General features: G+C 43.9%; 9 protein-coding genes. 1 reads left to right on the forward strand and 8 read right to left on the reverse strand.

All coding sequences use genetic code 11. The features are described 5' to 3' along the window. Positions 1–43: 43 nt before the first annotated feature. The gene (locus ABD036_RS05830) at positions 44–754 is read left to right on the forward strand and encodes a PEP-CTERM sorting domain-containing protein (RefSeq protein ID WP_343857460.1); all 711 of its coding nucleotides are present in this window, start codon (positions 44–46) and stop codon (positions 752–754) included. A gap of 92 nt (positions 755–846) precedes the next feature. Here ABD036_RS05830 and ABD036_RS05835 read toward each other — a convergent pair whose 3' ends face one another. From ABD036_RS05835 to ABD036_RS05870, 8 genes are all read right to left on the reverse strand, one after another. Then, positions 847–1,584 (reverse strand): FadR/GntR family transcriptional regulator, encoded by a 738-nt coding sequence (locus ABD036_RS05835; RefSeq protein ID WP_343857463.1) that lies wholly within the window; start codon positions 1,582–1,584, stop codon positions 847–849. A 443-nt stretch (positions 1,585–2,027) separates the two neighbouring features. Further along, positions 2,028–4,970 (reverse strand): TonB-dependent receptor, encoded by a 2,943-nt coding sequence (locus ABD036_RS05840; protein ID WP_343857465.1) that lies wholly within the window; start codon positions 4,968–4,970, stop codon positions 2,028–2,030. A 499-nt stretch (positions 4,971–5,469) separates the two neighbouring features. Continuing rightward, a complete protein-coding gene (eda, locus tag ABD036_RS05845; RefSeq protein WP_343857467.1) occupies positions 5,470–6,087 on the reverse strand; it encodes a bifunctional 4-hydroxy-2-oxoglutarate aldolase/2-dehydro-3-deoxy-phosphogluconate aldolase in 618 nt (205 codons plus the stop codon). A gap of 84 nt (positions 6,088–6,171) precedes the next feature. After that, positions 6,172–7,104 (reverse strand): sugar kinase, encoded by a 933-nt coding sequence (locus ABD036_RS05850; RefSeq protein ID WP_343857470.1) that lies wholly within the window; start codon positions 7,102–7,104, stop codon positions 6,172–6,174. Between the two features lie 80 nt (positions 7,105–7,184). Next, on the reverse strand, positions 7,185–8,489 hold the full coding sequence (locus ABD036_RS05855) for an MFS transporter (protein ID WP_343857471.1): 1,305 nt from the start codon (positions 8,487–8,489) through the stop codon (positions 7,185–7,187). Positions 8,490–8,493: 4 nt separating this feature from the next. Continuing rightward, positions 8,494–8,838 (reverse strand): cupin domain-containing protein, encoded by a 345-nt coding sequence (locus tag ABD036_RS05860; protein ID WP_343857473.1) that lies wholly within the window; start codon positions 8,836–8,838, stop codon positions 8,494–8,496. An 11-nt stretch (positions 8,839–8,849) separates the two neighbouring features. After that, positions 8,850–11,063 (reverse strand): heparinase II/III domain-containing protein, encoded by a 2,214-nt coding sequence (locus ABD036_RS05865; RefSeq protein WP_343857475.1) that lies wholly within the window; start codon positions 11,061–11,063, stop codon positions 8,850–8,852. Between the two features lie 7 nt (positions 11,064–11,070). Next, positions 11,071–13,332: a polysaccharide lyase 6 family protein gene (locus tag ABD036_RS05870; protein ID WP_343857477.1), complete on the reverse strand. Its 2,262-nt coding sequence runs from the start codon at positions 13,330–13,332 to the stop codon at positions 11,071–11,073. Positions 13,333–13,374 lie beyond the last annotated feature (42 nt).

Raw genomic sequence — 13,374 nt, forward strand, 5'->3', positions numbered from 1 at the left:
CATAATAAGTGTCCACATTGGATGTTTTTACTCAGGAGCAGTTATGAAATTGCAACGTTTCGCAATTCTTTTAATGTCAGGATTGGCATTCACTACCTTATCTAGTCATGCAAGCCTAGTATTGGGTACCGGTACAGGCGCTTTGATCGGCGGCGACTTAACCGACCCAGAAAACGACGGCGCAGCAGATGCAAATGTAAACTACAACGCCTCTTTCAACTCTAGCCACGAACCTTTCTTTGGCGGCGGTGAAGGTGCATTCAACGTTTTTGATAATATATTGTCTCCTCGCAACGGCAAATGGTGCTGTAATGGTCCAGGCACTGCTGCACAAGATTTATCTGGTGGTAACCTTCGCAGTGTGTGGGTAGAAGCAAACTTTGACGATAAGCGTTATGTTCTTAATACCTTTACCCTAGCTTCTGCTAATGACGTGCCTGGCCGTGATGCAGATCAGTGGCGCATTTTAGGTTCTAATGACGGTATTAATTACAACACTATTTTTGAATACGACAACAATGGCACTGCAATTTGGAACGCACGCTACCAAGTGGTGGCATTTTCTTCTGACATGGGCGATTTTGCTGAGCAGAATATGGCGTACAGTATCTTTCGATACGAAGCCTACTCAGTGGTTAATAACAGCATGCATCAACTAGGTGAATTTGAAATATTTGGGCAAATCCCAGAGCCGACTAGCATCGCGCTGTTGGGCTTGGGTTTATTGGGACTTCGCGCTCGTCGCAAGGCTTAATCTACCAAGCTGTTTTTATGCCACACATAAAAAAGGCGATACCGTTGAACGGTATCGCCTTTTTCGTGTTCTAAGAGAAATCTAAAATTTTTTCAGTTTACAAGATGGCTTAGTGAATACAAATCACGAGTTTGACTGGTATTTTTACGCACTTCTTCCAGCGCTTTAGCTTCAGTAACTTCAAATAGTGCGTTAATCAAACGATTGAAATGCGCATGCATGGCCGATCTCGCGGCTTGGGTATTCTTATCTTTTAGCGCTTGGTATATAGCTTTGTGCTCTTCCATTCTGTCTTTATCAGATTGGCTACATACACTGGCATAAGCGGTCTTAATTTGCGGTTGTGTATCTCGAAGCGCCCAAAATTTCTTGACTGACATTAAGATGGCTTTATTTCTTGTTGCTTTAGAAATAATGAGATGAAATTCACGATCCGCTTTTTCCGCCCCAATGCCAGATTCCATAGCGTCGAGCGTCGATTTTAGCGCCTCAAGTTCTTCATCAGTTATCGAAACAGCAGCCAAAGCAGCAGCCTCACCTTCAACTAATGCTCGAGCTTGGGTGAGCTCAAATGCACTGATATTATCATCGTCTTTTAGATTTTTATCTGTGGTATTTTCAAGTACGTAAACACCAGAGCTAGTTTTCACTTCGACAAGTTGCATCACTTCCAGAGCAATAATGGCTTCACGTATCGTCGGACGACTTACATCAAAGGTTTCAGCCAACTCACGCTCAGGCGGTAATCGACTGCCTGGTGGGTACATTCCAGATTTAATCAGTGATTCAATTTTTTCTGCTATCTGCCAAAACATTCGACGGCTTTTCATTATGGAACCCTTTCTAACAAAGTAATACTGGTCAACCAAGAATTGATGCGACTTTTTGTCGAATTGAACTCTTACTTGAAAACAAAATTAGTAGACTATAAACACACGCTAGGCCGTTTCATACGCCAATAACCGTGTGAAAATAACACCTAATCCGGCTAATTGAAAGCCCCACGTGTCGTTACCAATACGCCCTGATTTGGTCACGTTCTAAACGTGTGGTTGGTCAACAATTAAATCGTCTACTATTTCTCGTGTTACGATATGTCGAAATACTTAGTAACCTCTTAAAAAACCACACTAAGAATCAACATGATTTAGTGGTGGTGAGCAAATAGCAAACCCAAATGGTTTGCTTCCATTTCTGAACCATTAGGTTAACGCTACTAATGTTTCACCACGCTTAATTGACTTCCCTGTCGATGGTATTGTTATCAGATTGATTAAAAACGGTAGCTGGCCCCCAGAGTTATACGACGATCTGTAAGACCTTGGTAGCACAGCAAAGCCCCTTCATTGATGCATCGTTGTTCCACTTCGGACTCAGTGATGTTGACGGCTTCAAGCCCAACGTTTAGTTGTTCGTTTACATCGTAACTGATACTGGCATTGAGTTGCCCTCTATCTTCTTGAACTACTGGGAATCCCCAAGGTAAGCTAGAGGTGCTGCCAAAGTCAGTGGAACGATATGCTTCACGCCAGGTGTAACGCATGCGAGCCGACAGACCAAACTTTTCATAGTAAAGCGTGAAGTTGTAAGCGTTTTCCGACAGATCAATCAGCCCCTGAACCGCAGTTACATCGATATCATCTATACCGGTTGTTAGAGCAAATACGGCGTTAGCACGACTTGTTGCACCATTAACCGCTTCACCACCCGAAAACTCTTGCTTGGTATAGTTGGCGACTACGCCAAAACCTGATGCCCAACCTAACTCGTCCTCGAAGCTCGAAAGATCATATTGAACGGCGAATTCTATTCCTTTTTGAGTAGTTTCACCGGTATCGTTAACTTTGGTTGACGTAGGTACACACACACCGACCCCAGCGTTAGGCCCGAAAACATTCACATCGGCAATGGGATTAAAGATACCGCCCCCTTCACACGGATCGGTCAAATCACGATATCCGGTGTTTGGATCTTCAAACGGGTTGGATTGTTGTTGTACAAACAAGTCACCGCGTTTCTTGTGGAAAATACCAACGCTTAACACACTCGCTTCCGCGAAATACCATTCAGCGGATAAGTCGAATGAAGTTACCTCTTCAGGCACTAATCCAGGGTTACCAATTGCTACAGGAGGGTTAGGACTTGTAGAAAATGTCACCGACGTTGACAGATCATCAAAATCGGGTCTTCTGATATCTTTCCCCCAACCAGCTCGAACCACTACATCATCGTGCACGTCTGCGACGACATTAATTCGCGGTAATACAAAATCATAATCTGCAGTAGTGGTTACCTGGGTGACTAATTCGTTACCATTAGCATCTTCGGTAATCGAATTACCTACAGAGGTTACGTCAGTTTTTAAGTAGCGAAGGCCAAAATTACCGCGAAAGATCCCGTGCTCAAAATTTCCTTGTGCATACAGCGCATTGGTTTCTTCTTCAATATCGAAGAAGCCTGCTGAGCTAGACGTTGGTGCATTTAGCGATCGAGAGCCACCGTGTGTGTCAATGGCGCTTTGTAGAGTGGCTAAAACACGGTCTGGATCAGATGCAACAAGCTCTTGGTCAATTAAAAGGAAGTCGCGAACATATAACGCTCTACCATCAGCCTCATTGAAGTTAGATGGTCCGGCAACGAGGATATCTGAGAAGAGGTCACCGGATGGACTATCTGACATATTTCTCAAACCAACGCTAGAGCTAACCTGATCACGAAGACTGGAGGTCTTACTATAACGGTAACCGAAATCAACCGAGGTCACTAGCGTGTCTAAATAGTAGGTAAAATCGGTACGAAACGCGTCCTCACTGTTCTCAGCTCTATTACGTCCAATGTTTACATCACGCAACACCACATTGGCAGGATCAAGCAATTGCGCAGAAGTTGGCGCATTTGCCTCTCCCGTTGCGATGCCGAATGTCAGCGAGTTACCCGTTAGATCGTACACAAAAGGCGTACCATTTTCATTTGAAGAGTTAGTTTCTACATTAGGATTGATAAAGTTAAGCGTCGTGTTGAAACTAGGCGTGGTGGTATCGGAACTAGAAGAAGCCAACTCTACTGTGACCTTGAGCTTCTCACCTGTCCACTCACCACCTAATCTAAAAATCTCACTTCTCGTTAAACGTGAATTGGTATCTCCTGAGTAGCGTAGATTTGGATCTCTATCGCCTTCTTCAACCGGTATTACACCTTTTACAGCAGCTTGAATACTGCCAAGATCTAATCCATCCAATGAGCCAAAATTGACAGTTTCAAACTCGGTTGGAATCGAAATATTTCTAAGATCGCTGACGCCTGACGCCTGAATTCTTGAGCTTTCCTGCCTGCGCTCTTGATCGTTAATAACGACATCAAAAAACATTTTCATGTCGCTAGTCGGCGCCCACTCTAACGAGGCCGCAAAATTCACCGTTTCATATTCATAGTTATCATAGTCTTGTACGAAGAATTGAATCGGTAGAAAGTCGAAACTTTGCGCACTGGCTGCACCGCTATCGGCTGCAACGGAATTGTCGCGATCAGCGCGAGGTCGAAACGCACTGACATCTTGCTCTGCATAACTAAGGCTAAAGACAGCACCAAATTCACCTGAGTCTGTATCCCACTTGTCCCCATAAGTGCCTGATACCCTCGGTGTGAAGCTACTATCTGTAGAAAGACTACTGTTTTCACCTTGCACTCTGATAGCCGCTAAGGTTTCAGAAAGTTGAAGAGGTCGAATGGTACGTAAATTTACGGTGCCGCCTACAGAACCTTCGATGGTTTTTGCAGATGGTGCCTTTGTTACTTCAACAGCGGAAATAATGGCTGCAGACACATCTTCAAAATTTATGCCGCTGCGACCTGAGCCCGAGCCTACGGTTGATACACCATTAATTTCAGTTCGGTTCGCGTTAGTACCCCGGATCTGTACTCCGGTTCCTACACCGGCCGTTCTGGTAATTTGAACCCCTGTCACATTTTCAAGTACTTCAGCTAGGTTTTGGTCAGGCAGCTTACCGATATCTTCTGCTTGAATGATCTCAACTAAGTTGGCTTTATCTCGTTTTTCGGCGAGCGCATTGGTGAGCGACTGCCTTATTCCAGAAACTAGAATAACTTCAGTATCATCAGCTTCTGTTTGTGACTCTTGTGCATTTATCACTGATACATAATTTAGCGATGTAGCCGCGAGCACCGCTAAGGTTATTTTTGAAAGTTTGTGTCCCATGATTTTGTTCCTGCGTGTTTACTTTTGCATTTTCGGTTACGTTAATTCCTTGCAACAACAAACTTACAATTTACAAAGAACTTACCACATACTTACAATTAAATACCAAAAGGTCAACCTTTTGGTAACCATTTAATAAAATTAATCCTCAAGAATGTTATTACCAAAACAAGAGGCTGGACGGTCAAAAATGGTTAACAACGCAACGGGCGATGTTAACTGATTGTTAACCATTGTTTTTTTATTACGCAAGCTTCCGCTTAGTTAGAAATAACGGCGTTAGATAGGTAGAAAAGTATTTTACGTTTTTTGAGCGTACTAACACTGAATAAGGTGCTAGTAGAGGAGGTGCATTCGAGAAAATGTCAGATAAATTGTAAGTTAACCTGAACTTTAGATAGTGAGGCGAGCGGAAATGACCTCACATCCTTGTGATGGTGTCGTCAGATAATTTCAATTTATCTGTTTCATAACGATATTTTTAGCCTATCCAATTTAGCTAACTCAGAGCTTCACGGCACGCATTTGTGATGGCCTGCCAATCTTCTTGTTCCACCCATTGCTTTGCTGCAACCCAAGTACCTCCCACGGCAAAAACATTATTCAATGACAAATAGTCCCGTCTATTTTGTTGATTTACACCACCGGTTGGACAAAACCTGACCGACTGAAAAACAGAAGATAATGAGGACAAAAATGGCACACCACCGGAGAGTGACGCAGGAAATAGCTTTTGTTCATCATAACCAAATTCATAGGCCAGCAGAATATCACCGGTGTTGGACACACCAGGCAAAACCGGTACTTGGCAGTCAACTAATTCCGAAAGTAACTTTTCCGAGACGGCTGGAGTGACGATAAAGTCTGAGCCTGCATCCAATGCCTGTTGCAATATTTCCGAATTAATTATCGTTCCGGCCCCGACTATTAGCTCAGGAACCTCTTTCTTTATCGCCTTTAGCGCTTCTAAAGAAGCGTCTGTGCGCAACACCACTTCCACTAGGCTCAATCCTGCGTTAGCCATAGCCCGGGCAATTTGCACTCCTTGCTGTGGGGTGTTGGCTTGAATAATTGGTAATAATGTCTGACCTGACATTAATTCAGAAAAACGATTCATTTTTTTCATTCTCGTAGTTTGATTGTGGATAGGCCTACAAACGGCCACTTTGTTTATCGCTAATTTGCGGTATCTAAAGACGCGTTATATGCCCGCTGCTAACATGACCTTTTTAAACTCGTCACGTGGCGCAATAGCACCAGGATGTTGAATGACGGTACCCGCGGCCGTTGCGGCCAATTGCACCGCATCGGAAATAGAGCGGCCCGACAGGCGCGCTCCTAAATAAACACCATTAAATGCATCGCCGGCTGAAGTGGTGTCGACCACATTGGTCACCGGTGTAATGTGATGAGCTGTTAGCTGACCTTGCACAAAAGTGATAACCGACTCTGGACCATTTTTCACGACAATTTCGGCAATGCCGAAGGACTGACAAAAGTCGATAACCTGTTGAGCAGAATCAATTCCATAAAGTACGGTGAGATCTTCTACACCGGGTAGCGTCACATCTGAAAACCGCAGTGCTCTTTCAAATTGCTGTTTAGCTTGGTCTTCACTTTGCCACAAGCGTGCTCGATAGTTCGGATCAAAGACCACTTTCACGCCAGCAGCTTTTAGCTGCTCCAGTCGTATCCAAAACTGCTCTCGCGCGCTTTCTTCAATGACTGCCAGTGAGATACCGGAGAAAAATAACATATCTCCGGCTCCAAGCTGGGTAATGACGTCATCATCGAGAAAATCGACAATTTTGCGAGCAGCGGCGTCGCTTCTCCAATAGGTAAAACTTCGTTCACCCTGAGCGTCTGTATCAATGAGATACAATCCTGGCACTTTGCTGTTGTGCCTGAAAACAAACTGAGTATTTATGTTTTCGTTTTTGAAACAACTGAGCATTTTGTCACTTAACTTATCTTGCCCAATGGCAGTCACAATTGAAGTGGCAATATCAGTAAAGCAGCGCTTCAAATACACTGCTGAATTGTAAACATCTCCAGCATAAGACTGCCCCATAGTTGCACCATCAAGTACTCTGAGTTCAACCATGCATTCGCCCAAAAAATAAATACTTTTCATATTGAGACTTATTCACGCTAATTAATTAATAAACCAATGGCCAACTAAACCGTCGCCATTGGGTGGCTACTGCTGTAAAACTAGTCGAGCTTTTTCAGCGGCTCTATTTTCGGAATTAAGATCCACACTGCAGCCATAGCGATAATCGCCAGTGAAGCACCAATAACAAAGGCCGGCGTGTAGTTTCCATCTGCGGTTAAAAAAGGCACCAATGATGTGAGCCCTACTGCCCCGAGCTTTGCAGCCATTCCTGAGAAGCCAGCCAAGGTACCTACCGCTTTTTTACCTAGCAGATCGCTCGGTAGCGTTTGCACATTGCCAATGGCAGTTTGAAAACCAAATAATATGACCGCCATGATGAGTACCGCGATCACAGGCGCACCAGGATTAGCCATCGCTAATAGCGCGGGTAACATGATCAGACAACCCAAGGTAATGGTGAGTTTACGGGTCTTGTCGATACTCCAACCGGCTTTGAGCCTATTTTGCGCAAGTAGACCACCAAACCATGCGCCAATCATTGCACCAACATAAGGTACCCAGCCGTAAATCCCGATAGATTTGACATCCATTCCGTAGACTTCGTTTAAGTAGATTGGGATCCAAAATACAAATAACCACCAGATAGGATCGATGGCGGCAGACGCGATAATCACACCCCAGCTTTGCTTGCGAGAAAGCAGCTCAGCTGTTGATGGATTATAGTCTTCTTCAGGAGAGCCATTGTCTTCGACGTTATCACCGCGTCTTTGACCAGTGACAATGTATTCGCGTTCTTCTTCGGAAATCCAAGGATGCGAACCTGGCGGTGCTTTTACGACAATCAACCAAGGTATAAGCCACAGTAAACCTATCAAGCCCACCACCACAAAAATCATTTTCCAGCTAAAATAGATCGTTAAAAAAGCGATAAGCGGAATGGCAATGATGCCACCAATAGCTGCCCCAGAGTTAAAAATACCCTGCGCCAGAGCACGCTCTTTGATTGGGAACCATTCGGCATTGCCTTTTGCTGCACCAGGCCAGTTTCCAGCCTCAGCAACCCCCAAAATAGCGCGAAACACACTGAAGCTCAGCACCCCTTGAGCAAATGCATGAGCAACAGTGGCCAATGACCAAACGCCGATGGACAACACGAAACCGATGCGAGTGCCCACCCAGTCAAACACTTTACCAAAGATGGCTTGACCAAAGGCATAAGCAAAAACAAACACGATTGAGATATTTGCGTATATTTGTTTTCGTTCTAGCGCCGACTCATCGGGAAATAGTTCTTCGACAATATCCGGCCAAAGTACGCTTAGCGCTTGGCGGTCGATGTAATTGATAATGGTAGCTAAGGCGATCAATGCGATAACCCACCAACGTAATCCGTTTAATTTCACAATATTATTCCTCTATAAAATCTTCACGTGCTGGGCTAAAGGTATCGATCAAAATACCGCCAGTTGGGCAGATTGCACCATGCTCTACATGCGGAGGTATTAAACAGCTATCTCCCGCTTTCAAAATCTTGACTTCGCCACCGATGTTAAAGTGAAACTCACCGCTTTCTACGTAAGTAACCTGTGAATGGCGATGTTTATGTACATAACCTTCGGCGCCTTTGGCAAACCAGACTTTCACAGCCATAAGCTCGTGATTGTATCCAAGCATTTGCCGTTTTAAGCCATTACCAAGATCTTCTATTTCAGTTTCGTTGCCGAATAAAAAGTGCGCACTTTGTTTTTGCATCAGATTAACCCCTATTGGTTATTCAGCACATAAACGGCCAATCGACCATTTAGTGTTAATGTTTTGTTTTGATAGTTAAATGTCCGACTTTGCAGACTTTCTGCATCTGGCAACTGATTTATTGCAATCAGAAATTCCCGGTCGGCAATTACGAGTCTGATGAGGGCTAAGTCACCTTGCTCACTATATTCAATGCCCGTTACTTTGCTGCTAGCGTCCAAGGTATATTCTTTACTTGGATTGTATTCACCATGAGGCTCTAGGACGGAAATAAACTGATGATGCTTTTTATTCGCAACTCGTCGAATAAAGCCCTGCTCATTACGCAAATTGAAGTTCGGATCATTAGCGCCTATTTGCGTAAACAAAAAGGTCTCATTGCCATTGACTAAACTGGTTTGAGTGTAGAAGCGACCGTTGTCATTTAGCCAAGAAACTTTTGCTAGTTCTTGTTCTGGTTTACCTTGACCTTTCAGCCATAGGTGTTGATAACCGTTTTTTTCGCCTAACGCAGAAAGCTGTTTAGTGTTGGCCATTAATGCAAAGTTTGTTTCAATTAATTGGCCTTGATAATGCAGCGGTAAGTCGAGTTGATGTTGACGATCTGCACGGATATCGAATACATCCAGTGCAATAGTTGATTCAAGTTCAGGCAGATTTACCAGCGCTAGCATGCGTTTCAGCTCAACACCTTGATAAGCAGTATGAATTTCGCCACTGGCTACTGTGCCGTACTGATTAGTTTCGAAGTAGTTCAAGGTTGGTGCATTGGCATTACCAAGGTCGACGTTTCCATCGAAATGGCTAATTTCATCAACTACCACCGTATTATGCGCTACCGTTTGTTTTGCATAACTACCATTCTCAGGTAAATAACGACCTCCATACTTTGCTTCCACATTGAGAAAACGAGCGGCACCATAATCGGATACGATCTCATTGCCGTGGTCGTAATATTGCCAAGTCAATTTATCAAAATGTCCATGACCTAGACCTTGTCCAGCGGGCTTAAATAATAAAGCTTGGTCGCCGCCCACTTGGCTACGCATAATAACCAGTGCCCCTTGCTTTCCATCATTGCCATCACCAAATGCAACCGATTTAAATTGATATGGCTGAGCTGCGTTTTTGTCTAACGCTTGAGCGACTTTTAAACCATCGCCAGATAGAATAATTTGATCTTGTTTCTGGGCAATATCTAAATAACCAGGATCGCCGGTTAATCCATATGCCACTGTGACACCATGAACCAATTCAATCGTATCGATACCCTTACTTTTTATGGCATCGTTGATGGGGAAGAACAAACCGTTGTAACTTAGTTGAATAGTCGTATCAATGGCTTTCAACAACACCCCGTCACGATATTCAAAGATGTTTCGTTGAGGCTCATTGTTGTTTATGGCTTTGCCAAAGGTGACAAACGGCATAAGCGCGTAGCGCTGATAATAGGGGCCTTCGTTATAATAGCCTTGAGGGGAAAACAATTCGTCTAGTTGCTTTAAAAAACCGCCTTTACCGGATTTGTCTAAATCGTATAGTGCTTTTTCAACCCATTCTGGCTCGTTCAGTACATAACCCGCCATCCCGACGCCCGCGGTCGCCCAAGTACCGTGATTATGTACTTTGTTAAAGGTGGAAGGTTGTCCCTCTGACAAAAACAGCGCAAAGGGTCGCAACAATTGTTGTTCAATTTGTTCAACCTCAGAAGCGCTCAGAGCGTCATGGATCAGATCATAGGCTTGAATGGTGTAAACCAACCACACAGCCTCGTTGAGACTTTGCCAAAACAATTTCCCTGGATTCTGAGACTTCACCTTGCGCTTGGGGTGCACATCTAACTCAGGATACATTTCAGCATATTGCAACAGCATATCCCGTACAAAGTGCGCATACTGCTTATCTTGGCTCAGTTGATAAATAATGCCTGCGTTGTACATCAGCTGATAGTTTTTTTTATGCCGTTCATGGGTATAGCCGCCACCACCATCTTTTGGAATAGGCACTGTTATTGGCTGTGCTATTTGCTGATCGACCTGCTTTTTCAACCCATGATATGCACTTGAAAACCGTCCTTGAACGTCAATGGCTTGGCGCATGCTTTGTACATCATTATCGGTGATCACCAAATTAGGATGAGCAGCATGGACACTGCAAGACAACAAGACAGCAAACAATGAAGTAAGTAGTAATTTGGGGTTTATTAAATGGGCTAAACAATGCATCAGTAACCTACCTCACCTTGTTATTTTTATTATTTTGAATTTGCGCTGTGTGAGGACCTTTGACGTGAAGCTCTTTAACGCTAGGGGCCATGGTTGAATCAAAGGTATTGTCGGAAATCACTGTGCGTGGTTCACCGACTGTATGCTCGACAACAATAGGCGCAGACTTGAGCATGTCGTTATGCTCGTATTTTGTGACCTGAACGCCATGAAGATAGACGCTGGCGTTACTTTTGTTACGTTTGCCATGGCCAACATTATGTAGCTCATTATTCGTCATTAATAAATGCGGGCCGAAGGTACTTTCGTCAGTACCGCCTCGATAAAGTTGCACCACTGCGCCATCAACATCAACGAAGGAGTTGCCAGTCAATGTGACGTATTCAGCGTTATAGATACCGAGATCTTCAATTTCACTATTCAAACGAAGAATATCGCCCGTCACCTGATTAAAGCTTGTATCCGTTATCGAAATTTGGTCAGCAAAAGCCCCTTTACCAGTGACAAAAAAGTGAAAAGAATGGTTAATATCTAAATCCACTATGTTCGAGTTAGATACGTCAAAGCGGTAATTATCCACCATGCCCCACTTTTGCGTACGCACAACGCTATTGCCCGCAGCATCAGGACTGTTTTCACCTGAAATCGTTAATCCATCTAACTTTAAGTTGCCACCATCATGAATTTCAAATAACGCTGAGCGTTCAAAGGTGAGTTTTGCTTGTCCTTTGTCGAGGGCTCTAATGGTCAAGGTTTTATCGACCTTAATCAATTTAGGCATATCGTACTGACCCGAGGCTAACACCAGAATATCGCCTGATTTGGCCTGATTGATTGCCGTTAGCAGTGCCTCGGGGGTGGCGCTGACGTTGCGGCTTTTTCCAGAATCAAATGCCACAAACGCGGGGGTTTTAGGATACCAACTTACCCCAGTATCTTGTTTAGCTAAGACTTTCAAATCACGCTTCACCCCGACAGTAATTTCATTAGACTCTGGATAAATCAATCCGTTGTCCAATCGAGAGTAAGAAAAATCACGTTTTTCAACACCATAAGCTAATTCTGCTAACACCTGGGTATTGGCAATATTTTGGCTAAATTCAATGCCACTGACGTCATCAAAAGCGGAAAAGGGTTGCTGTTGATCGTCATTGATGATCAGATTGTTCTTAATGCTGCTGTTAATGGGCACCGCACTGCGCTCTGCATCACTACCGGCCGCTAGCTGTATATGTTTCACATTCACAAAAGTGTTGTTTTCAACGGTTGCGTTTTCAACTTGGTGATAACGATTAATAGAAGAATTAGGGACGCCGTTCATGACCGTAAAACCGCTACCGAAGCGATATCCGGTGAGCCCTTCAAGATAATTATTGCGAATTATCTGGTCTTTATTGATTACGCGAATACCACCGGTATGATCGACGCCATTACCAATGAACACATTCTGCTCAATGATATTGCCGTTGCCGTGACGTAAGGTAAGGGTGCCGCGAGCTTCATAAAATAGGTTTCCGCGCAGCGTATTCTCACCCGATTTAACCGAAATAATCTCTACTTCGCCATTGGTGTGTTCGAAGTAATTATTTTCCACTAAGGTATAAGAGTTAGTCAGGGAGTAATGACTGGTGCCGATGCGTAACGTCTCACCGCCGTTTGAGCCAAAGGTGGGACGATAGCCAAAATAGTTATGATCAATTTTGTGGTGATTTTGTTGGCTTTTTTCACTATTTAGCCGCACTGCAACTGTCACGCCTTTGTTGCGCTTACCAACCAAGTGACTATGATCAAATCGATTGTGTTGACCATACAAAGCAACCCAGTAATCGGATTCAAGTTTGTCAGGGTTGTTGTAATTATCGATAACCACTTCTGTGACTCGAGAATGAAAGGCTAAATGCTGTTTATCTCGACGATATTCAATAACAGCGCTGCTAGGTGTATAGCCATTTTTAAATACTAAACCAGACACCACTAAGTACTGACCAGCAAGTCTTAAATTAGACTGTCCCGATAGGACAACTTCACCCTTAGTTTCTGCCGTTAACGTAATGGGCGCATCGGCTGCACCACGTCCTTGTAGCAAAATTTCAAAATCCGTCCAAATGCCATTTTTAAGGACAACTGTGTCGCCAGCCACCAAGTTTGGCGAAATCTCATTATAAGCCTGAATACTTTCCACCAAGTATTCCTTGGCCGTTAGCTGAGCGGTAAATAAAGCTAACGACAGCAAACAAACTTGTATTGAGTAAAGATTAAATAGACGCATCATTAGCTCTTTTAGTTGTGACTAGATGTTGGCTACCAACTT

This window comes from Aliiglaciecola litoralis, assembly GCF_039523355.1.
Lineage (GTDB): Bacteria > Pseudomonadota > Gammaproteobacteria > Enterobacterales > Alteromonadaceae > Aliiglaciecola > Aliiglaciecola litoralis.

Coding starts and splice junctions, on each gene's coding strand:
- ABD036_RS05860 (WP_343857473.1), bottom strand. CDS start 8,838: ATGCAAAAACAAAGTGCGCACTTTTTATTCGGCAACGAAACTGAAATA.
- ABD036_RS05850 (WP_343857470.1), bottom strand. CDS start 7,104: ATGAAAAGTATTTATTTTTTGGGCGAATGCATGGTTGAACTCAGAGTA.
- ABD036_RS05840 (WP_343857465.1), bottom strand. CDS start 4,970: ATGGGACACAAACTTTCAAAAATAACCTTAGCGGTGCTCGCGGCTACA.
- ABD036_RS05830 (WP_343857460.1), top strand. CDS start 44: ATGAAATTGCAACGTTTCGCAATTCTTTTAATGTCAGGATTGGCATTC.
- eda (WP_343857467.1), bottom strand. CDS start 6,087: ATGAATCGTTTTTCTGAATTAATGTCAGGTCAGACATTATTACCAATT.
- ABD036_RS05835 (WP_343857463.1), bottom strand. CDS start 1,584: ATGAAAAGCCGTCGAATGTTTTGGCAGATAGCAGAAAAAATTGAATCA.
- ABD036_RS05865 (WP_343857475.1), bottom strand. CDS start 11,063: ATGCATTGTTTAGCCCATTTAATAAACCCCAAATTACTACTTACTTCA.
- ABD036_RS05870 (WP_343857477.1), bottom strand. CDS start 13,332: ATGCGTCTATTTAATCTTTACTCAATACAAGTTTGTTTGCTGTCGTTA.